Here is a 26,833-nt window from a genome sequence, read left to right on the forward strand (position 1 = left end):
GAGTAAATTATGCCTATAGGCGTTCCTAAAGTTCCTTACCGGATGCCCGGAGGACAATATACAGATTGGATTAGCATCTACGATCGCCTTTACCGGGAACGGATTATTTTCTTGGGGCGAGATATTGATGATGAAATTGCCAATCAAATTATCGCTGTAATGCTGTATCTGGACTCAGACGATCCAGGTAAAGATATTTATTTATACATCAATTCTCCCGGTGGGATGGTTACATCTGGCATGGCTATTTTTGACACCATGCAACATATCAAATCAGATGTAGTGACGATTTGCGTGGGTTTAGCTGCTTCAATGGGGTCTTTCCTACTGGCAGCTGGCACCAAAGGCAAACGGCTAGCATTGCCTCACTCACGGATTATGATTCACCAGCCTTCAGGTGGCACCCGTGGACAAGCAACCGATATCGAAATTGAAGCTAGAGAGATTCTGCGGATTCGTCACCAGCTCAATGGCATTTATGCCGATAAAACAGGTCAGACCATAGATAAGATTGAAAAAGATATGGATCGTGACTTTTTCATGTCTGCTGAAGAGGCAAAACAATACGGTTTAATTGACCGTGTGATTGAAGAACGAACCTTGGTAGTAGCAGGGGAGTAGGAAGGCAGGGGGCAGGGAGCAGGGAGCAGGGGAGAAGAGTTTTCCCCTCTGCCCCCCGCACCCCGCCCCTCTGCCTCTTTTCAATGCCCAATGCCCTTTTATGAACAAACTGTCAAGATTGAACTTTAAAAAAGAAAATTAGCCCTTATCATTAATAGTCCAGGCTTGAAGCTGATATTGACAGATAATAGCCAATAGCTAAATATTCGATAGCTGATAGCTCAAGATGGATCTTGGAGATTGCTACCGTTTACTAGGTTTAAGATCGGGAGCTTCTTTTGCTGACATCAAAGCGTCTTACCGACGTCTGGCGCAGCAATATCATCCTGATATTAACCCAGATGACAACAAAGCCAAAGATAAGTTTATTGCGTTGACAGAGGCTTACAAACTCCTGCTGACGGTAGTACTACCAGAGGAAATTGGCGTACATTCAAGTCAGGTGTCAACGTCTGGACGTGATGACGCTAAGGCAACGCAACGGCAGAAAACACCAGTAACAACGGTGACAAGCCAAGAATCAGGGAAACCAAAGCCGCCGAATCTGTTGGAAATAGAAGAACGGCTCAAGTGGAAGACTTATGAGCAATTGCAGCGATTTTTGCAAGAAAAACGATTTCCACAAGCGATCGCCCTAGCGGAAGCTTTAGCAGAGCGTTTGTCAACAGATGCAGAAGTTCGTCAATGGCTAGCGATCGTCTATCAAATTTGGGGACGGGCGCTAATTTCCGAAAAACAACTACTAAAAGCCAGAATTTATCTCAAAAAAGCCTTGAAAACAGACCCACATAATAAAAGTCTCTGGTATGAAGTCCAGCGCGATTTCCAGCGCTTGGAGCAAATTTTTTAAAGTTTACAAAATTTTAAATTTCGTTTCCAGGTCTAATATCATGTCCGCTTGATTAGTTATTATTCCGGGCATCTATGCAAAAATCTTAAAACCCTCTTTCCCCCAGCTAAGAGCGCCCTGCCCCCTGCGCTCTTAATGATAAGTCTTTTACCGGACATGATATAACAAGGAAATCTTCTTGGTTCCGTTCTGCCGCCTATACGGGATGCAGGAGCCTTCCAAAAAGCATTCCCAGTGGGAGACTGGGAACAAGGTACTAATAATCAATTACAAATTACCGCCATCCCCTCAGCACTGCTCCCAAGGTAGCGATTCCCTCGACAATCTTCTTAGTTGGTTGAAAGCTAAAAGCTAACCTGATGGCATCATCTCCCTGTCCATTGGGGTAGCAGCGAGTTCCTGGCAGAAAGCTGATGCCCTGCTCATTGGCAGCAGTTAGGAGTGCTTTGGCGCTGATGTGTGGCGGCAATTTACACCAAACGAAAAAGCCACCACCTGGTCGCAAAGCAACTACATCACTGGGAAACTCTTGAGCGATCGCTTCTAACAACAAATTACACTTATGCTTGTACCAGGCGATTAGCTCCTGAATATGATAATCTAGTTTGCCTGTAGCACAGTAGCGGCCAACCACATGGCTGACAAACGGCCCCACAGGCCCTTCACTTTTGAACATTGCCAACCGCTCAATAATTGCTGGATCGCCACAAGCCCAGCCTAATCTGATACCAGGCGCAATGATTTTCGAGAAGGTATTCACGTATAACACCCACCCCTCCTTGTCAAGGCTTGCCAAGGATGGCACAGCTTCGCCTTGGAAGCGCAAATCGCTGTAGGCATCGTCTTCTACCACCAACACGCCATACTCGGCCGCTAACGCTACCAGTTTTTGGCGGCGAGATAACGGCATAGTAACACCTGTGGGATTATGAAAAGTGGGTATGGTGTAAATAAATCGGGGTCGAATGCCCCGTTTCTTCAAATTGCTCAAAGTTTCTTCTAACGCATCCACATCCATTCCCAATTCGTCTACAGGAATGGTAATTAGGCGTGCGCCAGCCTGGACAAATCTATTAACTACTTCTAAAAAGGTTGGCCCTTCGACAATTACGACATCACCAGGTTCAACAAACACATCTGGTAGCAAACCCAAAATCTGACCGGAACCGTAGCCAACGATCAGGCGATCGCGATCGGCAGGGATTCCTTGAGCTTGCAAGCGGAGGATAATTTGTTCATAAAGTTGGGCTGAAGGTGGTCCGTAATTGAGAGCGATCGGAGCTTCTTCTGCCAGTACAGCAGCACTTGCAGCAGACAAGTCAGCATGGGGAAAGAGAATTGGGTCAGCCAGACCATAGGCAAAGCTGACGGTGATGATTTTGGTTAACTCTGTGCCGTAAGTTGGTGGTGCTAGCTTTCTAGCTCGTTCGGCGAACAAATCAGCAATTTGGTAAGCAGAAGTGGTAGAAGCCATAAGCAATTCAAAATTAGGAGTCAGAATATAGAACACACAAAAAGGCAATTAGCGAAAAGTCATACGTATGTATTCTTTCTTATAACATCATGACAAGCATCGTAAATTTTGATTACTAGAACAAAATTACTATAGTGAAATTAATTAACTTCAAGTGGCAGCAGCTAATTCTAAGCTTAGGCTGCCTACTACTGATTATTGCCTGTCAGAGTTTATATCCCACTATTAACCCAGGCGCTAAACCTCTCAAGGTGGCCACAGACCCCACCTTTGTCCCTTTTGAGATCCAAACAGCTAGCGGGAACTTGGAAGGCTTTGATATTGATTTGATGAATGCGATTGCTAAAGTAGCAGGTTTTGCAGTCCAGTTTGAAAGTCTGCCCTTTGATGGCACGATCTCGACTTTGCAAGCTAAAAGAGTCGATGCAGCAATTAGCGGAATCACAATTACCGCAGAACGCCTGAAAACAATTGCTTTTTCACGACCTTATTTTAAAGCCGGACTTGCGATCGCTGTCCGCGAAGACAATCAAAATATTAAAAACTTCAATAGTCTCAAAGGCAAAAAAATTGCTGTCCAAATAGGTTCCACTGGGGCCGATTTTGCCAAAACCATCCCCAACGCCAAAATTAGTACTTTTAATTCTGGGCCAGAGTTTTTCCAAGACTTACTCAATGGCAACGTTGATGCTGTGATTAGTGATGCTTTCGCGACTTTGTATGCGATTAAAAATGGCAAACTCAAAGGCATTAGAGTTGTTGCGGATTTGCTCACTGAAGAATACTACGGGATTGCTATGCCCAAGAATTCCCTCCATTTGGATGCAATTAACAAAGGTATCGCGACTTTGTTATCCAATGGCAATTACAAGCAAATTTATCAAAAATGGTTTGACGCTGAACCTCCACAATTGCCAGACTCTTGAGCATTAGTCATTAGTCATTTGTCATTTGTCATTAGTCATTTGTCATTTGTCATTTGTCATTAATTCTTCTCTTTCACTCCCTCACTCCTGTACCCCTCTGTTCCCCTGCTCCCTCATCTTTCCCCACTCCCCATTCCCCATTTATAAGGAATTGCTTGCCAATATATGAAATATTTATCTAATATGCGTCACAATTAATACTGCCACCAAAATTCATCGATCAACTACAATCTACTGTAGTCAGGGACAGCCAATTGTGGCACCTTGGATATTAGTGGCTAGAAGCACCTTGGAACGAACGGGAATAAAGGAACTTCCACTATGCTGATTTGCCCTCAGTGTAAATTTGAAAACCCCAATAGCAACAAATTCTGTCAAAACTGTGGCACGTCCCTGACTCACAAGGTCTGTCCTGAATGCAGTACCGATGATGTACCTGTGAATGCATTACGTTGTCATAACTGTGACACAGAATGTGGAACAGTGTTTTGGGCAATTATTGCTAAAGAAATAACTGGAGAAGCTTTGGGAATTGAAGGAGATGTGGGAGGTGAGGGAGATGAGCAAGCAATACCTTCCCCATCTCTTCTATCGCCTAGTTCTCAAATTACATTAGGCTCCTATTTAGACTCCCAAGAGCGCTATCAATTGTTAGATCCGCTACCTGTCCAAACCGAAACTACCATTATTACTGATATAGGTGTGAGAGTTCTAGACTGCCAGCCGTATCAAATATCACCTATTGAGGCAATACTAGCAAGTCAGGAATCAGATTTGCTGACGCCATCAGTAGAAGCGAGTGAGATTCCTCGCTTTGCTAAACTTTATATTGCTTTACAATCTCAAGGTGAACTGGGGATACCACCGATTCACGACGCATGGCAGCAAGGTGATATACAGGTAGTAATAATCGAAAACCGCTCGGATTGGCAGTATTTACTCGACCTGTGGCAAGAAGAAACAACCAGTTCGTTAAAAATTTTACACTGGTGTTATGAAATGACCCAACTTTGGGCAGTATTGGAACGAGTAAATTGTCGTCAAAGCCTTTTAGATTTGTCGAATTTGCGATTGGATGAAGACCAAACCTTGGCGCTACAAAGGTTGTATGTGGAATCATCGAATTCTCAGCCCGCCACGGAGTCGCCAGAAGATGCCCAAAGCCAAGCATCTGCCATTCCAGAGGAGCCGTTAACTATCCAAGCTTTGGGACGGGTTTGGCAAGCACTATTTAGACAGTCTCAACGGACTCAATTTGGCTCCGTAGTCCAGATGTTGGGGGATTTAGAGGTAGGTAAGATTCAGACGATCGCACAATTGCGATCGCGTTTGGAGGAAATCTCTGTTGAACTGGAAACACTAGGAAGCGCAACTTTGCCCCCCATAAAGGAGAAAAATACTGCTGTGTCCACCATCCCGCAATCAGATGAGTTAGAAGATATCATTAGCAAAACTGATGATATGGCAACTGTTGTGCTGGCGATGCAGTTAAGTAGCTTAGAAGATGCAGGACGCACAGATGTGGGGCGTCAACGTCATCATAACGAAGACTACTTTGGCATTGAAACCAAAATTCATAAACTGGAGTTCCCCAAAAGTCGAGTCTTAGAAGGGCATGGTTTGTATATTCTTTGTGATGGTATGGGTGGACACGCTGGTGGCGAGATAGCCAGCGAGTTAGCAGTCAACACCCTACGGCAATACTTTCAAGAACACTGGATTGCCAACCAGTTGCCAACAGAAGATAGCATTCGTGAGGCAGTGTATTTAGCTAATGAGGCGATTTACAAGCTCAATCAACAAGATGCCCGTTCAGGAGTTGGGCGTATGGGTACAACTTTAGTAATGCTTTTAATTCAAGATACTCAAGCAGCAGTCGCTCATGTGGGAGATAGCCGTCTCTATCGCCTGACGCGCAAGCAGGGACTAGAACAAGTCACAGTAGATCACGAAGTTGGGCAACGGGAAATTAACCGAGGAGTGGAAGCAAGCATAGCTTACGCCCGCCCAGATGCCTACCAACTCACCCAAGCCTTGGGGCCTCGTGATGAAAACTCGATTAATCCCGACGTCGGCTTTTTCGACATCAATGAAGATACTCTGCTGCTGTTGGCATCGGACGGTCTATCAGATAATGATTTACTAGAAACCCATTGGCAAACTCATTTAGAACCCTTACTTAGTTCTGGTGTTAACTTAGAACGGGGCGTTACAGATTTAATTGATTTGGCAAATCAACACAACGGTCACGACAATATTACTGGTATACTTGTTCGGGCAAAAGTACGTCCAAATCTGGAAAGTTAAAGAAGGGACTGGGGACGGGGGACTGGGGACTAGGGACTAAGATAAAATTCTTTATACCCAATCCCCAATCCCCAATCCCCAATACCCAATCCCCAATACCCAGTCCTCTTACCTTATAGATTGTATTGTGGTTAGTCTGACCCTGTTAGAACCGCAACAGAAAACGCCCCTTCAGCAGTGGTGCTTTGAGAACTCCTCCATAATTCGGATTGGTCGAGCGGCAGATAATCACGTTGTTTTAAATGATAGTTTGGTTTCGCGGCATCATTTGGAACTTAGACAAGTCGGTGACGCTAGCAATGGTTATACTTGGCAGCTGATTAGTCAGGGTACAAATGGGACTTTTCTCAATGGTATCCTTGTACTTCAGAGTCCGTTACCAGATAATTCCCTTTTGCAATTGGCACAGGGAGGACCAATACTGCAATTCCAAATTCAGGAGGTAACAGTACTGGAAACTGGTTTGCGATCGCAACAAATACAAGGAACAGAAGAAAATGCAGCCGAGACGCTTTACTCAGCAAAAAATCTGGCAAATTCATCCTCCACTTGCACGCACGAAGGCAACTCCCCAAAAAATCTGTTTTGTATCCACTGCGGTCAACCTCTCTCAGTCCAACAGAAAATTCGCCATTATCAGGTGTTGCGAACTCTCGGACAAGGAGGTATGGGTACTACCTATCTGGCTTGGGATGAGGCTGGTGTGATTGCGGGCGTGCCACAACTGCTGGTGTTGAAGCAAATGAATGCTGATATGCTGAAAATTGTCAAAGCTCAAGAGTTATTTGAGCGAGAGGCGCACACTCTCAAATGTCTTAATCATCCTGGAATTCCCAAGTATTATGACTTCTTTGTAGAAGGCGGAAAAAAATACTTGGCAATGGAATTAATCCACGGACAAGATTTGGAGAAACGTGTCTATACCACTGGTCCAGTGACACCAAATCAAGCGATCGCTTGGATGATCCAAACCTGCGATATTTTAGACTATCTTCATAGCCAAGAGCCTCCACTGATTCACCGCGATATTAAACCCGCCAATTTAATGGTGCGAAGTTCAGGAAATCGCATCGTGGTACTAGATTTTGGCGCAGTTAAGGAAATTGGTACAGCGCCTGGTACTCGAATTGGTGCAGAAGGTTATTGCGCTCCTGAACAAGAACGAGGACAACCTTTGACTCAATCTGATTTGTATGCAATTGGGCCAACACTGATTTTTCTGCTCACAGGCGAAAACCCTTTCAAGTATTACCGCCAACGAGGGCGAAACTTCAGGTTTGATGTGGCAAAAGTTCCCACCATTAGTTCCCAATTAAGGGATGCGATCGACCGCGTTACAGAACCATTGCCACGCGATCGCTATCAAAATGCAAAGGAATTAGCTGCGGCTTTAGCTGCCTGCAAAGTTTAGAGAGTAGAAATTGGGTACAAATGCAATTAATCGCATCTGTATCAGGGAGTAGTGAATCGTAAAAATTCCTATCCCCTATTCCCCATTCCCTACTCCTCATCCCAAGTTTCTACAGCTAGCAATTCACTAACTGGGTCTTGCATACTAAAGCCAAAGTCAAGCAGTTCTTGTTTCCAGTGCTGCCATTCATTACCATAGAGCAGAGCGATTTTCCAGATGCTATCGCTTGGCTTGATAATATTCGATTCTATGAGTGATTGCACGTTGCGCTGCAATTTCACCATTGGGTGAATCACTTGCTGAGTCATAACCTCGATTGAATTCTGATTTTGTGGGTAAATGCTTAATTAAAACTGCTTTCCATTCTGCAATTGTTGCCGGCCCGTAGAGTGGTGTAATTTGGTAAAGCTAGTCTTAACTTTTTAACTATACCATAACAAACTCTACTAAGTTACTGGCAAATTCGGTTTTGTACGGTAATTACCACCAGAAAATCCCAATTTTACCAAGCAGTCCTTAAACTTTTTGCAGAAGCCAGACAAAAGTTTTGGGAGAAGGGGTAAGGGATGTTTATGTTTACCCTTTTTCCTTTAACCTTTGTCCCTTTTGTTTTTCCTCTTTACGTCTACCTTTTTTCTGGAAGAGTGCAACACTACCTTTCGTAAGATATCTCTTGTGGACGCCGAGCAGAATAATTAGTCCTCAGGGAAGTTCCACTAAGTAGTGTGATTGAGAACGACTGGGAAAATTCTATTTGTTTGAATCACGAAAAATATGCTTGCTTGTTGAATAACCTATAGGATACGGGCTAGTTTGAAAATTTTTGACTGACAGGGAAATTTGCACTTGAGTAGAAATATGTACTCTTTCTGTTGATTTAAATGTTGTTTACAATATCGCAAACATCTGGCTTTAGGCAAATTAATTGCAAATCTTTATATAATTTTAATGTTTTGCCCAGAGAATAAGACTTGGAGGGTTTTGCTTTGAAGTATAGGAGCGATCGCATGGCAAAATTGTCCGTGTAGCATGGGCTTACCATAAGGTACCTCGTCTTCAGAGTCAGCATTTGAAGTTTGTGTAAAAAATTTTTAGCGAAAATGTTAGTTTGTGTTGAGCAGATGGGTATCCTCAGAACGGAGGCTTGCTGATACCTAAGTATTTACCGCAGCAAGTATGTGAAGCATGGCTAGTTCGGATGCAGAATACCTAGTTACCCGCAAAAAGCAGATTCAGCGGCGACAAAAGATTGTCACGATCGTGTCGATGTTCTCGTTTTTTGGTTCTACGGTATTTGCAGTCATTCCGGCAATCCAACAGGCTACTCAACCCAAGCCAGCAATTGCGTCTGCTTCTCCTGAGTCAGGATTACAGCAACAGGCACAGGGCTACGAGTTGGTTTTACAACGGGAACCAGAAAACCAACTTGCTTTAGAGAAACTGTCTGTGCTGCGGTTGCAATTGAAGGATGCTAAAGGTGCAATGGAGCCTTTAGAGAAGTTGGTGAAGTTGCACCCGGATCGGCAAGATTACAAAGTTGTATTAGAGCAGATTAAGAAGCAACAGGGAAAGGAGAAGTAAATGGCGATCGCTAAGTGGTTAATTAGTTTCCTTGAACACTAAGATGAAATTATTTTAACTGTCGACTCGTCCATGAATAATCGTTAATTCGATATTTCTATAAAAAATATGTTTCGCTCTCGAATAGTTGACATTGCATCATATCTGCCCAAAGAAATTTTGCATAATGATGATTTAACCAAAATTTATCCAGGTTGGTCTTCTGAAAAGATTTATCAAAAAACAGGAATTATTGAAAGACGTATTGCGGTAGATGATGAAACTGCTGCTGACTTGGCTTTTAAGGCAACCCGTAATTTATTTGAAAAAAATACTGTTACTCCAGGAGATATCGACTTTGTTATTCTCTGTACTCAAACACCAGATTACTTTTTACCTACCACCGCCTGTTTACTTCAAGATCGTCTGGGAATTCCTAATACTGCTGGGGCCTTTGATATTAATCTTGGCTGTTCGGGTTTTGTTTATGGCTTATCTGTTGCAAAAGGACTTATCGAAACCGGATCTGCTCGTAGAGTTCTTTTCCTGACGGCAGATACCTACTCAAAATTAATTCATCCTATGGATAAGAGTGTACGCACCTTATTTGGCGACGGGGCAACAGCCACCTTAATTGAAGCATCGGACGATACAGATGAAGAATTTATCGGGCCTTTCGTATTTGGAACTGATGGCAATGGAGCTAATAACATAATCGTTAAAACAGGTGGTTTCCGTTCTGCACGTTCTGAAAATACGGGAAAAGAAGAAATTGATGATTCTGGGAATGTGAGGTCACAAGACAATCTATATATGAATGGTTCTGAAGTGATAGCATTTACACTTTCTTCAGTGCCAAAAGTAATAAATAATTTACTAAAAAAATGTGGCGGAGCTTTAGATGATTTTGACTATATTGTTTTGCATCAGGCTAATCAGTTTATCCTTGATGCTTTACGAAAAAAGCTCAATTTACCTGAAGAAAAATTTCCCATTTTTTTAGAAATGTGCGGAAATACAGTATCATCAAGCATACCCATTACCCTGGAGTCAATGCTTAATAAATCTAACTTAAAGCGAGGGGATAGATTATTGTTGTTAGGGTTTGGAGTTGGATATTCTTGGGCTGCAACGGTAGTTAAATTTTGATTTTTAGGAGTTAAATCATGCAAACTTTTTATGAAGGTCTAGCCGAAATACTTGAGATTGATGTCAACGAAGTTTCTCCAAGTCTCGATCTAACTAGAATGGATTGGGATTCACTTGCATTTATTTCTACAATTGCGCTAGTCGATGACTGCTTTAATGTGATGCTGAGTGGAGATTCTCTTGCCGCTTCTGAGACAGTAGGAGATATTGAAAAACTCATCTCCGAAAAGCAAAGAGGATAATTCATATATGAGTGTCATCAACGCACCAGTTGGCAAGCAAGTTAGAACAAAAGGAGGTCGTATAGCCGGAGTCGTAGCTTGTCTACCAACCCATCAAATTTCTAATAACTATTTTGCAGAACAGTTTGGTGCAGATGTTGTTAGTGAAGTAGTTAAGATGATTGGTGTTGAGCATCGACGTTGGGTAGATGAAGGAGTTTCAACAGCAGATCTTTGTTACCAAGCAGTAGAACGTCTTTTAAGCGGTTTAGACTGGCAAAGAGAATCCATTGATGCTTTAATCTTCGTATCTCAAACACCAGATTATCGTCTTCCGGCAACTGCTTGTTCACTTCATGGTCGTCTTGGACTTCATCCTTCCTGTTTAGCCTTTGATATTAATCTTGGCTGTTCAGCTTATCCCTATGCTCTGTGGCTAGGCTTAAATATGATTCAAACAGGAGCTGCTAAACGTGTTCTTCTGGCAATTGGTGACACTAGTAGTCGGTGCATAAATCCCTCCGATCGCTCTACCGCTATGCTATTTGGAGATGCGGCAACTGTCACTGCGTTAGAGTATTCTGAGAATTCTCTAAATGATGCTTTTTTTATACTTGGTACTGATGGAAAAGGAACTCATAATTTGATTGTTCCTCGTGGTGGATTTAAGGATTACTCTCTTGCAAACGATCCAAGACTAGAAGGTAAAGACCCAAATTGTCTTTACATGGATGGTACTGAAATATTTACCTTCACTATGCAAGTAGTGCCTCCCTTGATATCATCAACAATTGAATTTTCAGGCTTAAAAGTTGATGATTTCGATGCTTTTCTCTTCCATCAGGCCAATTTATTTATGCTCAAACACTTGATGAAAAAAGCAAAATTGCCAATGGATCGGATTCCCATCAACATCAACAAATTTGGGAACACCAGTAGTGCCTCTATCCCATTACTGATGATTGATAATCTGGGTTCGTTATTACAAGAAAAATCTATCCGTTTAGCAATGTTTGGTTTCGGTGTAGGTTACTCTTGGGGTTCTACTGTACTTAATGTTGGTCCACTTGATGTCATTGAGATGATTGATTTTCAGCCATGAGTATATTTGCTCCCGATGCACTAAAAGGAAAAGTTTTCCTGGTTACAGGAGCTTCATCTGGTCTTGGAAAAGTAGCCGCAATCATGATTGCTGAATGTGGTGGGCAGGTGTTAGTTTCTGGTCGGAACGAATCTAGGTTGGCAGCTTGTATTGAAGCTATGGCAGGAACTAATCATGTAGCTTTGCCTTTTGATTTGTCTAATGCTGACGAGGTAGCTGATTGGGTGAAGTCTATTGCTGGAAAATACGGTTCGCTATCGGGCGTATTTCATTCAGCAGGATTAGGATTAGTTCTACCAGCAAGAATGATCAAACAATCTCATTTAGAAAGTCTCCTCCAGAGCAGTTTGTTTGCAGCATTTGGTATCGCTCGCGCCTCATCTTCTAAAGGTGTAATAACCGATGGTGGATCGATTGTGTTGATGTCTTCTGTCATAGGTTCTAGAGGTCAGCTAGGTATGACTGCTTACTCTGCTGTCAAATCAGGAGTTGATGGTATGGTTCGCTCACTTGCTTGTGAGTTGGCACCGCGTAAAATTCGGGTTAATTCCATTTTGGCTGGAGCAGTGGAAACAGAGATGATCGCTGAGTGGAGAGCAATCAGTGCTACAACCGCAATTTCAGAACTGCAAAATAGACATTTACTAGGATTTGGAAAGCCTGAAGATGTAGCAAATACCGTCCTATTTTTACTCTCTGATGCCTCACGATGGATGACTGGCACAAACTTAGTAATTGACGGTGGGTATATGGTGCGCTAGTAGAACAGTTATATGGCGATCGAAAAAGTATGCAATCTTATATACATCCTTCTTTCTACACAAGTACGGATATTTTTAAACAAGAACAGACTCACATTTTTCACCATCTTTGGCAGTTTGTGGGATTCACTTTAGATTTAAAAAACCATAATGACTATATTTGTGCAGAAGTAGGTGGTAAGTCAGTTATAGTTCAAAACTTTCATGGTGAGTTGAAAGCATTTCATAATGTTTGCTCCCACCGATTGAGTCGTATTCGCCAATTTAGTCATGGAAATGAACCTCTCAAATGCCCATATCATGGTTGGGTTTACGATAGTGATGGTATTCCTGTAGCTATTCCATGTAAGTCTGAGTTTACTAATCTGGATGACTCTGCTGTTCAATTATTGAGACTTGAGCAATGGTTAGTAGAGATATGTGGCTCTTTAGTTTTTGTTAAAAGATATGATGACCAAAAAACACTCAAAGAATATTTGCAAGAAGAAATCTTTAATACTTTAGAAAGCATTTCCAAAGCATTGGGTCAAAAAAATGGTTGTTATGAAGCAACTATTAAAGCTAATTGGAAAGTTGTAGTAGAAAACTCGTTAGAAGACTATCATGTTAAACAAATTCACCCACAAAGTTTAGGTAGGGTTTTGATACCTGAATGCAATTATTCTTTCTTAAATTTGCACTCATTAGGAACTCTAGTTCCGAAAACTCAGAGTAAGAAAATGGAAAAGCTAGAGTCTATTTTTTCAAATAGACCTTACAAATTAGATAAATATTACCATTATTTACTTTTCCCTAACTTAATGTTAGCAACGACACAGGGGCTATCATTTAGTATTCAATCAGTTTATGCTACCAGTCCTAGTGAAACGAAATTTAAAAGCTACCTATTTTTAAGTAAATTAGACAACAATACTAATGAAATTTCTAGCTCCCAACAGGCAATAGTTGAAGTATTATCTAAGTCAATTTTAGAGTTTAATAACAAAGTTCTTAGTGAGGATTGGGTAATCTGTGAACAGAATCAATTAGGAATTTCTGAAAGTGAGAAATATGGAATTCTTAGTATGAGAGAAAAACGAATACAAGAATTTCAAAAAGCATATATTTCTGTAATGAATAAAAAGTTGGATTAAAAAAATGAAACGTCTACTCATAGTTGGTGCTGGTGGATTTGGAAGAGAAGTTTTTTTGTGGGCTTCAGATGCCTCTAAACATCAGTCGGAATGGTCTGTAGGTGGATTTATTTGTGATGATTTAAACGCCTTAGAAAATTATGATTATGACATACCGATTGTAGGGGGTATACAAGATTATATTCCTCATAATGAAGATTTATTAGTAATGGCCATAGCAGATACTCGTAATAAACTAGATTTAGCAAAAAAGCTTGAGGAACGTAGTGCAAAGTTTATAACCTTAATCCATCCAACAGTAATAGTAGCCAAAAATGCCAAAATTGGTAGAGGATGTGTCTTTTGTCCATTTTCTAGTGTCTCTTGTGACACAAGTGTTGGTAACTTTGTGACAGTTAACACCAGAAGTGGTATAGGTCATGACAGTAAGATTGATGATGGCTGTACTTTGAGTAGTCATGTTGATTTAGCAGGTTATGTTCAGCTTGGAAAAGGTGTTTTTATTGGTAGTAGTGCTAACTTATTACCAAAAACAAAAGTAGGTGATTTTGCAACTATTGGAGCAGGCAGTGTTGTTTTAAGGTCTGTAAAACCAGGAGATACTGTGTTTGGTGTTCCAGCAAAAACCATCTTGCAAAAAAAAGAATAAAAGTATTTATTTCTAGTAATTAAATTGTATTTTATTTCTATTGTTAGAGTGAAAAATAAATAACCAATTAATTGGTTTTGGATAAATTGTCTCTATTACGCCTAAAGTGCGATCGCACTGATGAATAGGTTGCTGAAATTGCATCCAGATAGACAAGATTATTAGACTGTTTTGAATGATGTAAAAAATAGAGATTTATAGGTAAAAATAGTAATTATAATCCCCATTTTTGAAAATAAATGTATATAATAGCTAAATAAATAACAGCAAAATTATGTCCCAATTTATTAATGAAATCATCCATGCTTTTTATGTAAATATTCATATTTTCCAGGAAAATAACTGGGATTACGATAGGTTTAAAACATCAGAAAAAGATCGTACCAACAGGCAGATTTTTATAGACTCATACAGTTATTATCTTAAGTTTCTTTTCCAAAATCAGGAGAATCTTCAGCAAGTTCACGAAATTCTAGCTGATTCTGAGTCTAAGAATTGGTTAAGAAACTTATTACTTTTCCGATTGGTAGGACATCTACACTTTAAATTACCTACCAATAATGAACAACACTGGCAAGACAGACAGAAAGCTAGGAAAATGATGGTTTCAGAATCTGATACAGATTACTCTGGTATTTTTGGTGAATTGCAGAAGTATATGGTTAGCTTTGAAGATCAACATATTACTATTGATTGCTGGTGGGGCAATGTAGCTTGGACATTTTTGTTTAAACAGTATTACTTTAGTAGAAATAATGTTCAAATATGTCCTGAACCTGGAGATTATGTTATTGATGCCGGTGCCTGTTTTGGTGATACAGCAATAGCTTTTGCATCAACTATTGGTTCAGAAGGCAAAGTTTTTTCGTTTGAAATAGAGCCACATAATTTAGATGTGTGTTGCTACAATTTGATGCAAAATGAGGATTTGGCAGAGAGAGTAGTTATTAGTGATTATGCTCTAGCAGATAGTTTAGAAACTCAGCTTTATTTACATGGCGATGGGCCTGCTGCAAATATTAGTAACATTCCATCGGCAATACCTATAGCTACTACCACAATCGATCAACTTGTATATGAAAAAAGTATAGATAGAGTGGATTTTATAAAAATGGATATTGAAGGTGCTGAGTTAAGTGCCTTGCAGGGAGCTATAGAAACTATCCGTAAGTTCGGTCCAAAACTTGCTATCTCTATATATCATAGACCAAATGATATTTTTGAAATTCCTATTTTTATCCATAGTTTAGATATTGGCTACCAGTTGTACATAGATCATTACACGATACATGGAGAGGAAACAGTGCTTTACGCCAAAATTAGGGAATAAATAACAAAAAAAATTAAGGTTGTTCTGAGATTTTTGCTCTCTTTATTAGTAGTCTCTTTCAATAATTGTAACCAAATTATAGTTAGGAATAGTATTTGATTTTTGAAAATTAAGATTAACCGAAACCTTGTTGGACATAGGTTAAAATCTCAAAATACCTAGTAATATTCAAATATGATTCCTATAGGGAGGTTAGTTATAATTTAGTCTAAAAACACAAATAAAATAGGCTCAAGCTATATCATAACAAACTTTAATACTTTTAAATTTAAATATATCAAATATACTCATTTTTAAAATATCGTACAATAATTGGTTTCAAATAGTTTTTAAGATTTCCTAACTAAAAACAAAATAAAAAAATGCTTCAGATGAAACAACAGTTGAATAATTTAGCTATATTTACTGGTATACCAATCTTCACAGAAAAATTGCACGTTGGTCGTCCTAACATCGGCGACCGTCAAAATTTCCTATCGCGTATCAATGACATCTTAGATAGAAGATGGCTAACGAACAATGGTCCTTTTGTACAAGAATTTGAGCAACGTATTGCTGAATTTATCGGAGTAAAGCATTGCATTGCTAGCTGCAATGCTACGGTAGCATTAGAAATAGCCATCCGCGCAGCAGGTTTAAAAGGCGAAGTTATTGTCCCTTCTTTTACTTTTATCGCAACTGCACACGCTCTACAATGGCAAGAAATTACTCCTGTATTTTGTGATATCGATCCGGAAACTCACAACATCGATCCAAAGCAAATAGAGCAATTAATAACTCCACGTACTACAGGCATTATTGGTGTTCATTTGTGGGGTCGTCCTTGTAGCGTGGAGGCTTTAAGTAAAATTGCCCGTACTCACAACTTAAAATTGATGTTTGATGCAGCTCATGGCTTCGGCTGTTCGCATCAAGGACATATGATTGGTACTTTTGGAGATGCCGAAGTTTTTAGCTTCCACGCAACTAAATTTTTGAACACATTTGAGGGAGGGGCAATTGTTACAAATAGCGATGAACTAGCAGAAAAAATTCGTTTAATGACAAACTTTGGTTTTGTCGGTATCGATCGTGTTATCTATATAGGTACAAACGGAAAAATGCATGAAACATCAGCAGCAATGGGTTTGACAGGACTTGAAAGTTTAGAAGAGTTTGTTGCTATCAATTATCGTAATTACCAACAATATAAACAAGAATTACAGGATATTCCTGGACTAAAACTTATTACTTACGATCAAACACAAAATTGTAATTATCAGTATATTGTTTTAGAAATTGATGAAAAAGTTTTTGGTATAAGCCGAGATTATTTAGTTGAAATATTACAGGCTGAAAATATTATTGCTCGAAAATACTTTTATCCAGGTTGTCATAATATGGAACCTTATCGCTCTTATTTTCCTTACAATAGGCTATTGCTACCTGAAACTGAGAAACTTGTCAATCGAGTACTCTGTCTACCAACAGGTACAGCATTAAAACCAGAAGATATCAGCCAAATTTGTCAAATTATCAAGTTAGTCGTCGCAAATAGTTGCGAACTTTCCAAGATCCGATATTATTCACACATCTAAAATTTATATCTGAGAGATAAAAGTATGAAAGTTAGTGTTTTAATAACTACCTATAATCATGAAAATTATATTGCCCAGGCCATTGAAAGTGTTTTAATGCAACAAGTTAATTTTGAATATGAAGTTGTTATAGGAGAAGACTATTCTACAGATAATACACGCCAAATTGTAATTGATTATCAAAGGAATTATCCCGAAAAAATTCGGTTGTTATTGCCCGATCAAAATCTTGGTATGCACAAAAACTTTATGAATTCATTGCAAGCTTGCCAAGGTCAGTATATCGCAGCTTTAGAAGGTGATGACTACTGGACTTCAAGCAAAAAACTACAAAAACAAGTAGATTTTTTAGATAAAAACCTAGATTATGCTATATCTTTTCATAATGTATTAATATTTTGGCAAGATAACAGCCACTCACCTCAGATTTTCCTACACAATCAGCCAAAAACGTCTACTATAGAAGATTTGTTAATAAACAATTTTATTTCTACTCCTTCAGTAGTGTATCGTGCTGGTTTGATAAAAGAGTTTCCTGATTGGTTTTCTGAACAAAGTATGGGAGATTGGATTTGCCATATTTTCAATGCACAGCATGGAAAAATTGGATATATTGATGAAGTGATGGCAGCATATAGAGTTCATGCAAAAGGAGTATGGTCTAGTAAAAGCCGAGGATATCAACTAAAAGAAACTATTAGAATGCTTGAGACTCTAAAATCTAATTTTAGTTCTCAATATCAAGCAATTATAAATACATCCATAAATTTCTACTCTCAACAATTAGCTAATGTCTTAGAGTATGAAGAAGTAAATAAATCACAGCAAGAAACTACTTACAAAAAAACTAATAATTTACAAATACAGCCTTTAGTTAGTATTTGTATTCCTACTTACAATGGTGAACATTTTGTTGCAGAAGCTATTAACAGTGTGTTATGCCAAACTTATACAAATATAGAAGTTATTTTATCTGATGATAATTCTACTGACAGAACAGTTGAGATTGCTAAGTCATTTAAACAAAATTCATCCTTTGATTTTTTAATTCTTGAGCATAGTCAATATGGACTGGCTCAAAATTGGAATTTCTGTATTTCTCAAGCTAAAGGCAAGTATATAAAGTTTTTATTTCAAGATGACTTATTAGAGCCAAATGCTATTGAAGAAATGGTGACTTTGGCGGAAGAGGACGAAGAGATAGGTTTGGTTTTTTCGCCAAGAAGACTTTTTACTAATACTCACGATTCTGTCTATGATTCAAATTTTTTAATGCATCATGAAGCTAAGGATGTACACAAAGCTTGGTCAAGACTAAAGTTGATTCAATCAGGACAACAACTTTTGCAAAACTCAAATATACTTGACAATCCCATTAATAAAGTTGGAGAGCCAAGCACAGTCTTAATTAGAAAAGATGTTTTTGAAAAAGTAGGATTATTTAATTCTGAGTTTTGTCAACTTGTAGATTTAGAAATGTGGCTCAGAATTATGAGTCAATATAAAATTGGTTTTGTTGACAAAGTTTTATCTCACTTTAGGATACATCCACAACAACAAACTCGTCGAAATGCTGCTTTAAAAGATGCTATTTTATTAGATTATAAAAAACTGTTTCAGACAATTTACAGTGATACACAATATCCTCAAGCAACTAGACAGCAAGCTCTTTATAAATACGCAACTTTAAGTGAGCAAAATGCAGAACTGCATCAGTTGCGAAAACAAATAGCAGAAGAATGCTTGAATATTTCAGATGAGCAGATAACAGATATGTATGTGGGTCTGCTAGGTAAAACACATAAGATGTTAGTGAATAGTAGTATCAAATATGAAAGTCTGACTAATGAAGAACAGATTTTTGCTAATGATATAGTTAAAAGTATATCTCAAGGTTTTGATCAGCCAAAAGCAATTCAGAATTTACTAGCAGCTATGCTGTATCGCCATGCTGACCAGTTACCATTACAGCATGACCTCTCTCGCATACCTCGTTGGTTACTTAAGGACTATTTACAATTTTTATTTTATAACCCAGTTAACTTTAAAAAACTTGGTGATGCAAATAATTATTATTACTATATGCAGGGGTGGATTGATTACTTACACACATCAATAGTCAAAAATTCTGATTCTCAGTTTTGGCATGAAATAATTAATAATTTTGCACCCATTGTTAATTTTATTCACCTATATTTTAATGAGCATAATCTTAAAGATATCTATGTTAAACGTGGAGAAATTATAGAGTTTTTCCTGAAGTTTAAGGGTTATGAGGTAGATTATGAGTTTCCTAATAGACCTATAACCAGAAAAAAAATTCGCTTGGGTGTCCTAGCAGCACATTTTTTACCTGGTTCTGAAACATTTGCTTACCTTCCTATTTATGAGTATATCAGTAGAGATTTTGAAGTAATTTTGTACTCTCTTAATCAAACTGACCATCAACTAGAGGAATATTGCCAAAGCTGTGCAAACTCCTTTAAACTACTACCACAAAATTTAGCAGAACAGGTAAATATTATTCGTGCTGATGATCTCGATATATTATTCATTGCTACCAATGTGACGGCAGTAACCAATCAAATTTGCTTCTTATCAATGCATCGGTTAGCTAGAATACAAGTCACAAGTGGCGGATCTGTTGTAACAACAGGAATGCGGCATATAGATTATTACATTTCTGGTACACTAACCGATCCATCAGAAATGGCACAACAGCAATATCAAGAAAAGTTGGTGAAACTTGAAGGAACTGCTCATTGCTTTAGTTATGGTAATGAAGAAGAAAATGTAACTATCAAAGTCGATCGAGAAAGTTTGGGTATATCTGAAGAAACAGTTATTTTTATCTCTGGTGCTAACTTCTTTAAAATTATCCCTGAACTAATTAATACTTGGGCAAAAATAATTTCTGGAGTTCCCAACTCTGTATTAGTGCTTCTGCCATTTGGCCCGAATTGGTCAAACAATTATCCTAAGAAAGCTTTTGTAAATTACTTAATTAAAGTGTTTTCAAAGCATGGGATACCAGCAGAACAATTAATAGTTTTAGATCCTCAGCCAGTGCCAAAGCGCGAAGAAGTTAAAGAATACTTTAAAATTGCTGATGTTTATCTAGATTCTTTTCCATTTGCTGGAACAACTTCTTTGATAGAACCACTACAGGTTAATTTACCAGTAATTGCTAGACGAGGAACTAGCTTTCGCTCTGCAATGGGGGCTGCAATGGTGCAAGCACTCGATGTACCTGATTTAGTTGCAGATAGCGAAGAGTCTTATATACAGTTAGCGATCGCACTCGGAACCGATCCTGAATTACGCCAACAAAAGAGTGCCCAAATCAAGGAAAAAATGCAAGCTAATCCTAGTTTTCTAGATAGCCGCGCTTACTCAGCTAAAACAGGCAGCCTCTTCCAACAACTATTTAGTAAATATCTTGCAGATACTCTGAGTCAAAATTTCCGCTTAGGAGATATTAACTTAATCATTTTCCCAGACTGGTTACAGCCAGAAGACCTACTATATCAAGATTTAGCAAGTGTCATTTCTACTCTCACCACTCACCCAGATAAAAGCCACATAACTCTCCTCATAGATACTCACAATATTTCTGAAGAAGAAGCCGATATGCTTTTATCGTCTTTGACCATGAATTTGCTCATGGAAGATGATGTAGATATAACTGAAGGGCCAGAAATTTCTCTGCTTAGTAAGATGAGTGATACACAATGGAAAACTCTTTTGGCTAGAATTCATACTCGAATTGCTTTAGCAACAGATAATCAAGAGGCGATCGCACAAGCGAAAGCAGAAAATCTCCCATTCTGCGATGTAGATAGCTTGATCGCATCAAAATTAGAGATCACACTTGTTTAATCACTTCATGAAAGATATCTTTAGCAGACATACTTATCCAAATTGTATTTCTTATTTTTATATTATCTCTTAAACTTGCCATGCTAGATAGGCAAGCACTTCATAGATATAGCGGTTCCTGCATAGGTAAGGTACAGAAAAAAAATGAACTACAGGTGAATATATATCCTCGTAGGGGCGCACATCTGTGTGTCCCTACCCCCGTACTTTCTTAAAGTTACGGTAATCTGTGGTTCGTTTATTTACCTGGAAATTGGTGTAAGACGTTATTTTGAGCGCTTAAGCGCTCACTACAAGCTTATTTTCCCTCAATATACCTTTGCCACATCTCCTCGTAAGCCTTTTCCATCTGACGGGTAAACTGTTTGCCATTCCACAACGGGGCTGTTTGCCGCGATGCTTTCAGCTTCAAAGCCACCTGCTGGCGTAAAGCCTCATCTTTCCCCAAACGCACACCCCATTCTATATACTCTTCATCTGTCCAGGCTATGCCTTCTGTTATACCCGCATTCATCATCATGGTGTAGCTGTTACGCGCTGCAAACTGTTCGCCAACTCGTGTCACTAACGGGATACCCATCCACAATGTTTCTAAAGTTGTTGTCGCTCCGTTGTAGGGAAATGTATCTAATACAATATCAGCAATGCCTAAATTAGCACGATGAACTGACTCTAAATAAACTTGTGGTAAAAATCGTAACCGAGAACAATCTACACCTTCTTCTTCGGCAATTTGGTAAAAGAAACGTTTAATTGTTTCCTCTTCAGCAGGTCCCTTAATTAAAAAGTAGCTGTTAGGTACTTGTTTGATAATTTGCATTTGCCACTTTGTTGTTTCTGGATGACGTTTATATCCTCTTTGGGCGCTGAGATATACAACGGCATCCATAGGAATATCCAAGTCATTGCGGCGGAGAGTGGGTACACCAACTTCAAAACCATCTACTGCTATGTAAGTTTGGGGTAATCGCCAGATTTTCTCTGTATAATAATCTTGTGCATCATTTGGCAGTACATAAGGATCTGCGATAAAGTAATCAATTCCAGGTATGCCTGATGCATCCCACCCCAGCCAAGTAACTTGAATTGGGGCTGGCTTGAGTGCCATCACTTCACTGGTAATATCTAGAGTAATGCTATCAAGGTCAATTAAAATATCAATTTCATCTTGATATATCTGGTCAGCAATTTCTAGACCATCCATGCCTAATTTATGAGCATTGCCTGCCTTTTGTACATACCAATCCCGTAGGAAATCATCTACTGATTTATAGTTCACAAAATAGGTATGAATATCAAATTTATCTCGATCATGATGTTCAAATAACCAGCGAGCTAGCCAACCAACAGAATGATTTCTTAAAGCGTAAGATATATAACCAATTTTTAATTTATTTGCATTGTGTTTTAAAAATTGATGATTAAGAACTTTGTGGTTATAGTTTTTTTGTTGTGATTGTGCAAAGGCTTGAATATAATTATTAAAAATACCGGCTATCTTATTATGAATAGATCGAAATTCAGCAGGAGCATCTTTAATATGAGGTATCGCAAAAGCTGGCGTAAGTAACCGTAATATTCTTCCTTCTTCTAAAGGAATTGGTTGAGCTTCAATAAACTGTTTATATGCAGTTTCTAATTCTTGGCAAGTTGTACATATCTCTTGCCAATATCCCCCTGCTGACATTAGACCCCTTAACAGCAGATGGAGCGCAAAAATTTTATCAGCCAAACCTTCTGATAGGGAATAACATAACCTAGCTGTTTCTATACCTTGAGAATAATTACGAGCATCTTGATAAAAAGTTGCTAAATGCCGCAAAATTTCTACATTATCTGGTTCCAATCGTAAATGCAATTCTAGTAGAAATGCTGCTAGTAAAGGCTGCCGCAAAGTATGACCAAGTTGGATAGCAGCAGGGAGCAGTATACAGAAGCATTGATGAGTATCAGAGAAATAAGGAAGACTAGCTTCTATTAAATTTAAATTAATTGGATGTAAGGGAACAGTATTTAAAAACTCTTTTAAAACTTGGATTAATAATTCAGAATTAATTTCTATATTTTCTTTTGCGTTTAAGCTTTCAATTAATCCCCATTCATTTAAATCATTAATTTCTTCAAATTTTTCTAATTTGATAGAAAGAAGAAGAATTTGAAGCAAATTATTGATATCACTAGGATTAATTTCTCGTATATGCTGACGAATTAACCAAGCTACAGAATATTTACCCAGTGTTGCACGTCTTTCAGCTTCTATTTGCAAAACTTGAAATAGTTCATCTGTCCACATTTGTAACTGTTCTTCATCTGCCTCTGTCATGGGCAGCATCCAAGTCATTTGAGCTTCTGCTTCTTGCCCTTGTAACAGTAATAGTAACCCTAAATGCCAATAATAAGAAATAGCATTTGGTTCTATCGCTATTGCTTGTTCATATAACTGTGCTGCTTGTGAATATTTTTCTTGAATGAAGTATTGTTCCGCTTGGTTTTGCCAATTATATATATCTGTAATCATTGTAATTCTCTGAGAAAATTTTATGAGAAATATACTTGTGAACAACTCACATAACAGAAATAAAGTGGATAGAAGCATCTACCCACTTTGGAAAACATCTAGTTGAGAGACAATTTATATACTCTTTGTCCTTGGTTAGTTACTTAGCTAAAGATACGAAGTCGGTGTTGGCGTTGGGACAAACAGGTGCTCCAGCGGTGTAGGCAACTGTAGCTTGATCTGCATTTTTACCACCGTTAACCATAGCATTTTTACCTTCACACAAAACAGCCACGGTAGTAGCTTCACTGGTAGCAGCTTGGTTTGTCACCTCTACAATACCAATATAGCTTTTGAGAGGTGCAGTGGTAACTCTTACTTTTGCTTGGTTGCTTACTACACTAGTACTGCCCGACAGCAAGACAGCCGAGTATTCGTAATTTACAGTTTGTGTTGCAATACCAAGACCTAAAGCACCAATTGAATCTGTAAATGTAGTATTTTCTAAGTAATAAGCTTGCTGCGCGCGGTTCATTGAACCTGTATAAGTTTTAGCTTCTGACTGCTTGGCTTTGTTAGCTTGGTTAAGGAAAGAAGGTAGGGCGATCGCAGACAAAATACCGATGATGATAATTACTACTAGTAATTCAATAAGTGTAAAACCCTCATCTCCTTTCTTTTTGTCGAGGATGTGTTGGAGAAATTTGGCTTTTAATTCGGTTTTCATAAGTGTTTTCCCAGGGGTAGGGGTTGCTTGGGTGTTCTAGATGTAACTTACCCAACTGCGATCGCTTTCCTATCACCTTCAGAAAAAAAGTTTGGCGAAATCCGGTTACACAATCCAGAATCCTTGCATCCAAAAGTCCCTGGTGTAGACCAAGGGCTAGATTCTCAACTTCGATTGTGGAAATGCCTTATTCAAACTCAGGTGGCCACAGTTCTGATACCGCCAGTTCCCAACCTGGTAGCAAGTCTGGTAGTGTGAGCGTGTCGCCATTCTGCATCACCACTGGGGCTTGGTTTAGTCGGTAAACCGTTACTGTCAATTTATCAGGGTCAATCAATATGCCGACTGTAGACCCAAGTTGCAAGAATAGCTCAATCTTCTCTTCAAGTGGTTTAATTCTGTCGCTTTTAGATTTAATCTCAACCATCAAGTCTGGAACTAACTCTACAAAGTCGCGCTTGGTCTTTTTCAATCGGTCAGCCCGAACAAAAGACACATCAGGGGCACGCAGATTTCTTCTTTCCAAGTCGCCTTCTTCTATTTTAGGTAATATGAAGCCTGCGCTAGAGCCAGTCACTCGCCCAAGTTTGCGCGACATAACCCAGATATTCAAGAAGGTACTCAATCGAGTGCCAATTTCCTCTGACTCGTAATCTGATGGCCCCATAACTATGATTTTACCTTCTACCAGCTCCATCTGCCATTCTGGATGCTCGGTTTGTAGCTGCTCTAAGTCTGTAATCGCAAAGGACATAATACACTAAATAACGCTTTTATCTCTATCATATGTACCTTAACCTACAAAGCTACAATGTATTGTATCCAAATAAAAACGCCTGTATAGTTTGCCAGTTTCCCAATCTTGGTTTAGAGGAAATTGAAGCCATGCTTGATTTAGATGAATTCGTAAATACTCGATTATACAAGAGCATCTTGGAAAAGAGTAGATTGAAATTAGCGCCAAAACTTAGTGATAAAGGTATGAGTATTCAAGAAATAGCAGAATTGCTAGAAATAGATGTTGAAGTTATCAGGAAATATCTCCAATAACAGTCTTAGCAGTTAAGAGGATGTTTGCCAAGTGTTGAGCGCATAGTACCGTAGGCATTTTGCGATCGCTTCCCATCTGGCATAGCCGATCGCAATTTGTTATGCTATATTAAACGTAGTCGTTATGAGTTCGTATATTTTCATGACTAACCCTACAGTAGAAAACTTGGTAATTATCGGTTCTGGGCCAGCAGGGTACACATCTGCCATCTATGCTGGACGCGCTAACCTGAAACCCGTTGTATTTGAAGGTTTCCAAGCCGGGGGATTACCTGGTGGGCAATTAATGACAACGACAGAAGTTGAGAATTTTCCAGGATTTCCTAAAGGAATTACCGGGCCGGAACTAATGGATCAGATGAAGGCGCAGGCGGAGCGCTGGGGAGCTGAACTATATACTGAAGATGTTATCTCAGTTGACTTGAGTCAGCGTCCATTTATAGTGCGATCGCAAGAAAGGGAAATAAAAACCAACAGCATCGTCATTGCTACTGGTGCAACAGCAAAGCGTTTGGGTTTACCCAACGAACACGAATTTTGGAGTCGGGGTATTTCCGCTTGTGCGATTTGCGATGGTGCTACACCAATTTTTCACGGGGCAGAATTGGCTGTAATTGGTGCTGGAGACTCGGCGGCTGAAGAGTCAATTTATCTTACCAAGTATGGTTCCAAGGTAAATATGTTGGTACGTACCGATAAAATGCGGGCTTCTAAAGCCATGCAAGACCGCGTTTTGAACAACCCGAAAATCCAAGTGCATTGGAACACAGAAGCCGTGGATATCTACGGTAATGGTCACATGGAAGGGGTGAAAGTCCGCAATACCAAAACTGGTGAAGAGAGCCAATTGCACGCTAAAGGTTTATTTTACGCGGTTGGTCATACTCCCAATACCTCTTTATTTAAAGGTCAGCTAGAACTGGATGAGATAGGTTACGTTGTCACCAAATACGGTTCTGTAGAAACCAGTGTAGAAGGCGTTTTTGCTGCTGGCGACGTACAAGATCATGAGTTTCGACAAGCAATTACGGCTGCGGGTACTGGCTGTATGGCGGCGATGTTAGCAGAACGTTGGTTGTCATCCACTGGCTTGATTCAAGAATTCCATCAACAGCCAGAAACAGCAGTTAATGAATTAGAACATCAGCCAGCCAAAAAGACTGAAGCTGAGGAAGAAGCTGGATTTAATTTGGATGGGACACGCCATGAAGGAGGTTATGCTTTACGGAAATTGTTCCATGAAAGCGATCGCTTACTCCTTGTTAAATACGTATCTCCTGGTTGTGGCCCTTGTCATACCCTGAAGCCAATTTTGAATAAAGTGGTGGATGAATTTGACAGCAAAATTCACTTTATAGAAATTGACATCGACAAAGACCGAGATATTGCTGAAAATGCTGGTGTGACTGGAACACCAACGGTTCAATTGTTCAAAAACAAGGAACTGGTGAAGGAAGTCAAAGGCGTGAAGCAAAAGAGCGAATACCGTCAGTTAATTGAAAGTAGTCTTTAGGGACTGGGGACTGGGGACTGGGGACTAGGGACTGGGGATTGGGGACTAGGGACTGGGGACTGGGAAATAATTCTTTTAACTGCTAATCCCCAATCC

General features: G+C 39.3%; 22 protein-coding genes. 17 read left to right on the plus strand and 5 right to left on the minus strand.

Annotated elements, in window-relative coordinates; genetic code table 11:
* The first annotated feature begins 9 nt into the window (after positions 1 to 9).
* Both V7K41_RS18020 and V7K41_RS18025 read left to right on the plus strand, forming a co-directional pair.
* Positions 10 to 621 carry an ATP-dependent Clp protease proteolytic subunit gene (locus V7K41_RS18020; protein ID WP_334850285.1) on the plus strand — a complete coding sequence of 204 codons (612 nt, stop codon included), beginning with the start codon at positions 10 to 12 and terminating at the stop codon, positions 619 to 621.
* Between the two features lie 226 nt (positions 622 to 847).
* The gene (locus tag V7K41_RS18025; RefSeq protein ID WP_334850287.1) at positions 848 to 1,471 is read left to right on the plus strand and encodes a J domain-containing protein; all 624 of its coding nucleotides are present in this window, start codon (positions 848 to 850) and stop codon (positions 1,469 to 1,471) included.
* A 274-nt stretch (positions 1,472 to 1,745) separates the two neighbouring features.
* Here the strand turns inward: V7K41_RS18025 and V7K41_RS18030 are convergent, their stop codons facing one another.
* Entirely contained in the window at positions 1,746 to 2,945 is a 1,200-nt protein-coding gene (locus tag V7K41_RS18030; RefSeq protein WP_334850289.1) for an aminotransferase-like domain-containing protein, read from the minus strand.
* Positions 2,946 to 3,079: 134 nt separating this feature from the next.
* Between V7K41_RS18030 and V7K41_RS18035 the strand changes: the two genes are divergently transcribed.
* The 3 genes from V7K41_RS18035 to V7K41_RS18045 all read left to right on the plus strand — a co-directional run bounded on the left by V7K41_RS18035 (position 3,080) and on the right by V7K41_RS18045 (position 7,589).
* Entirely contained in the window at positions 3,080 to 3,871 is a 792-nt protein-coding gene (locus V7K41_RS18035; protein WP_334850291.1) for a basic amino acid ABC transporter substrate-binding protein, read from the plus strand.
* Positions 3,872 to 4,192: 321 nt separating this feature from the next.
* A complete protein-coding gene (locus V7K41_RS18040) occupies positions 4,193 to 6,178 on the plus strand; it encodes a serine/threonine phosphatase (protein WP_334850293.1) in 1,986 nt (661 codons plus the stop codon).
* Positions 6,179 to 6,305: 127 nt separating this feature from the next.
* On the plus strand, positions 6,306 to 7,589 hold the full coding sequence (locus tag V7K41_RS18045) for a protein kinase domain-containing protein (RefSeq protein ID WP_334850295.1): 1,284 nt from the start codon (positions 6,306 to 6,308) through the stop codon (positions 7,587 to 7,589).
* An 89-nt stretch (positions 7,590 to 7,678) separates the two neighbouring features.
* Here the strand turns inward: V7K41_RS18045 and V7K41_RS18050 are convergent, their stop codons facing one another.
* On the minus strand, positions 7,679 to 7,897 hold the full coding sequence (locus V7K41_RS18050) for a DUF4327 family protein (RefSeq protein ID WP_012407469.1): 219 nt from the start codon (positions 7,895 to 7,897) through the stop codon (positions 7,679 to 7,681).
* Positions 7,898 to 8,774: 877 nt separating this feature from the next.
* Between V7K41_RS18050 and V7K41_RS18055 the strand changes: the two genes are divergently transcribed.
* The 10 genes from V7K41_RS18055 to V7K41_RS18100 all read left to right on the plus strand — a co-directional run bounded on the left by V7K41_RS18055 (position 8,775) and on the right by V7K41_RS18100 (position 20,950).
* Entirely contained in the window at positions 8,775 to 9,170 is a 396-nt protein-coding gene (locus V7K41_RS18055) for a tetratricopeptide repeat protein (RefSeq protein WP_334850297.1), read from the plus strand.
* 108 nt (positions 9,171 to 9,278) lie between these two features.
* On the plus strand, positions 9,279 to 10,298 hold the full coding sequence (locus V7K41_RS18060; protein WP_334850299.1) for a ketoacyl-ACP synthase III: 1,020 nt from the start codon (positions 9,279 to 9,281) through the stop codon (positions 10,296 to 10,298).
* A gap of 17 nt (positions 10,299 to 10,315) precedes the next feature.
* Positions 10,316 to 10,540 (plus strand): acyl carrier protein, encoded by a 225-nt coding sequence (locus V7K41_RS18065; RefSeq protein WP_334850301.1) that lies wholly within the window; start codon positions 10,316 to 10,318, stop codon positions 10,538 to 10,540.
* 7 nt (positions 10,541 to 10,547) lie between these two features.
* Positions 10,548 to 11,621, plus strand: coding sequence for a ketoacyl-ACP synthase III (locus tag V7K41_RS18070; protein WP_334850303.1), 1,074 nt, complete (start codon positions 10,548 to 10,550; stop codon positions 11,619 to 11,621).
* Positions 11,618 to 12,382, plus strand: a complete 765-nt coding sequence (locus tag V7K41_RS18075; RefSeq protein ID WP_334850305.1) for an SDR family NAD(P)-dependent oxidoreductase — start codon at positions 11,618 to 11,620, stop codon at positions 12,380 to 12,382. Before V7K41_RS18070 ends, V7K41_RS18075 begins: the two co-directional genes overlap by 4 nt.
* 29 nt (positions 12,383 to 12,411) lie before the next feature.
* Positions 12,412 to 13,515, plus strand: a complete 1,104-nt coding sequence (locus V7K41_RS18080; RefSeq protein ID WP_334850307.1) for an aromatic ring-hydroxylating oxygenase subunit alpha — start codon at positions 12,412 to 12,414, stop codon at positions 13,513 to 13,515.
* Between the two features lie 4 nt (positions 13,516 to 13,519).
* Positions 13,520 to 14,164 (plus strand): acetyltransferase, encoded by a 645-nt coding sequence (locus V7K41_RS18085; protein WP_334850309.1) that lies wholly within the window; start codon positions 13,520 to 13,522, stop codon positions 14,162 to 14,164.
* A gap of 274 nt (positions 14,165 to 14,438) precedes the next feature.
* On the plus strand, positions 14,439 to 15,494 hold the full coding sequence (locus tag V7K41_RS18090; RefSeq protein ID WP_334850310.1) for an FkbM family methyltransferase: 1,056 nt from the start codon (positions 14,439 to 14,441) through the stop codon (positions 15,492 to 15,494).
* A gap of 362 nt (positions 15,495 to 15,856) precedes the next feature.
* On the plus strand, positions 15,857 to 17,071 hold the full coding sequence (locus V7K41_RS18095) for an aminotransferase class I/II-fold pyridoxal phosphate-dependent enzyme (protein ID WP_334850312.1): 1,215 nt from the start codon (positions 15,857 to 15,859) through the stop codon (positions 17,069 to 17,071).
* Positions 17,072 to 17,095: 24 nt separating this feature from the next.
* Entirely contained in the window at positions 17,096 to 20,950 is a 3,855-nt protein-coding gene (locus V7K41_RS18100; RefSeq protein WP_334850314.1) for a glycosyltransferase, read from the plus strand.
* A gap of 298 nt (positions 20,951 to 21,248) precedes the next feature.
* On the opposite strand, the gene V7K41_RS18105 is transcribed toward V7K41_RS18100, so the two are convergent.
* The 3 genes from V7K41_RS18105 to V7K41_RS18115 form a co-directional block, all read right to left on the minus strand.
* A complete protein-coding gene (locus tag V7K41_RS18105) occupies positions 21,249 to 23,468 on the minus strand; it encodes an O-linked N-acetylglucosamine transferase, SPINDLY family protein (RefSeq protein ID WP_334850316.1) in 2,220 nt (739 codons plus the stop codon).
* A 139-nt stretch (positions 23,469 to 23,607) separates the two neighbouring features.
* Complete coding sequence (locus tag V7K41_RS18110) at positions 23,608 to 24,174, minus strand: type IV pilin-like G/H family protein (RefSeq protein WP_334850318.1); 567 nt, start codon at positions 24,172 to 24,174, stop codon at positions 23,608 to 23,610.
* Positions 24,175 to 24,361: 187 nt separating this feature from the next.
* Positions 24,362 to 24,928, minus strand: coding sequence for a Uma2 family endonuclease (locus V7K41_RS18115; RefSeq protein WP_334850320.1), 567 nt, complete (start codon positions 24,926 to 24,928; stop codon positions 24,362 to 24,364).
* Positions 24,929 to 24,990: 62 nt separating this feature from the next.
* On the opposite strand from V7K41_RS18115, the gene V7K41_RS18120 reads away from it, so the two are divergent.
* Entirely contained in the window at positions 24,991 to 25,224 is a 234-nt protein-coding gene (locus V7K41_RS18120; protein WP_334850322.1) for a hypothetical protein, read from the plus strand.
* Positions 25,225 to 25,366: 142 nt separating this feature from the next.
* Positions 25,367 to 26,737: a thioredoxin-disulfide reductase gene (gene trxB / locus V7K41_RS18125; RefSeq protein WP_334850324.1), complete on the plus strand. Its 1,371-nt coding sequence runs from the start codon at positions 25,367 to 25,369 to the stop codon at positions 26,735 to 26,737.
* Positions 26,738 to 26,833: the final 96 nt, after the last annotated feature.

The organism is Nostoc sp., from assembly GCF_036917415.1.
Lineage (GTDB): Bacteria > Cyanobacteriota > Cyanobacteriia > Cyanobacteriales > Nostocaceae > Nostoc.

Excerpts from the sequence above, each read along its gene's own strand:
- V7K41_RS18020 (WP_334850285.1), top strand. The coding sequence starts at position 10 with ATGCCTATAGGCGTTCCTAAAGTTCCTTACCGGATGCCCGGAGGACAA.
- V7K41_RS18025 (WP_334850287.1), top strand. The coding sequence starts at position 848 with ATGGATCTTGGAGATTGCTACCGTTTACTAGGTTTAAGATCGGGAGCT.
- V7K41_RS18030 (WP_334850289.1), bottom strand. The coding sequence starts at position 2,945 with ATGGCTTCTACCACTTCTGCTTACCAAATTGCTGATTTGTTCGCCGAA.
- V7K41_RS18040 (WP_334850293.1), top strand. The coding sequence starts at position 4,193 with ATGCTGATTTGCCCTCAGTGTAAATTTGAAAACCCCAATAGCAACAAA.
- V7K41_RS18050 (WP_012407469.1), bottom strand. The coding sequence starts at position 7,897 with ATGACTCAGCAAGTGATTCACCCAATGGTGAAATTGCAGCGCAACGTG.
- V7K41_RS18055 (WP_334850297.1), top strand. The coding sequence starts at position 8,775 with ATGGCTAGTTCGGATGCAGAATACCTAGTTACCCGCAAAAAGCAGATT.
- V7K41_RS18060 (WP_334850299.1), top strand. The coding sequence starts at position 9,279 with ATGTTTCGCTCTCGAATAGTTGACATTGCATCATATCTGCCCAAAGAA.
- V7K41_RS18065 (WP_334850301.1), top strand. The coding sequence starts at position 10,316 with ATGCAAACTTTTTATGAAGGTCTAGCCGAAATACTTGAGATTGATGTC.
- V7K41_RS18070 (WP_334850303.1), top strand. The coding sequence starts at position 10,548 with ATGAGTGTCATCAACGCACCAGTTGGCAAGCAAGTTAGAACAAAAGGA.
- V7K41_RS18075 (WP_334850305.1), top strand. The coding sequence starts at position 11,618 with ATGAGTATATTTGCTCCCGATGCACTAAAAGGAAAAGTTTTCCTGGTT.
- V7K41_RS18080 (WP_334850307.1), top strand. The coding sequence starts at position 12,412 with ATGCAATCTTATATACATCCTTCTTTCTACACAAGTACGGATATTTTT.
- V7K41_RS18085 (WP_334850309.1), top strand. The coding sequence starts at position 13,520 with ATGAAACGTCTACTCATAGTTGGTGCTGGTGGATTTGGAAGAGAAGTT.
- V7K41_RS18090 (WP_334850310.1), top strand. The coding sequence starts at position 14,439 with ATGTCCCAATTTATTAATGAAATCATCCATGCTTTTTATGTAAATATT.
- V7K41_RS18095 (WP_334850312.1), top strand. The coding sequence starts at position 15,857 with ATGCTTCAGATGAAACAACAGTTGAATAATTTAGCTATATTTACTGGT.
- V7K41_RS18100 (WP_334850314.1), top strand. The coding sequence starts at position 17,096 with ATGAAAGTTAGTGTTTTAATAACTACCTATAATCATGAAAATTATATT.
- V7K41_RS18105 (WP_334850316.1), bottom strand. The coding sequence starts at position 23,468 with ATGATTACAGATATATATAATTGGCAAAACCAAGCGGAACAATACTTC.
- V7K41_RS18110 (WP_334850318.1), bottom strand. The coding sequence starts at position 24,174 with ATGAAAACCGAATTAAAAGCCAAATTTCTCCAACACATCCTCGACAAA.
- V7K41_RS18115 (WP_334850320.1), bottom strand. The coding sequence starts at position 24,928 with ATGTCCTTTGCGATTACAGACTTAGAGCAGCTACAAACCGAGCATCCA.
- trxB (WP_334850324.1), top strand. The coding sequence starts at position 25,367 with ATGACTAACCCTACAGTAGAAAACTTGGTAATTATCGGTTCTGGGCCA.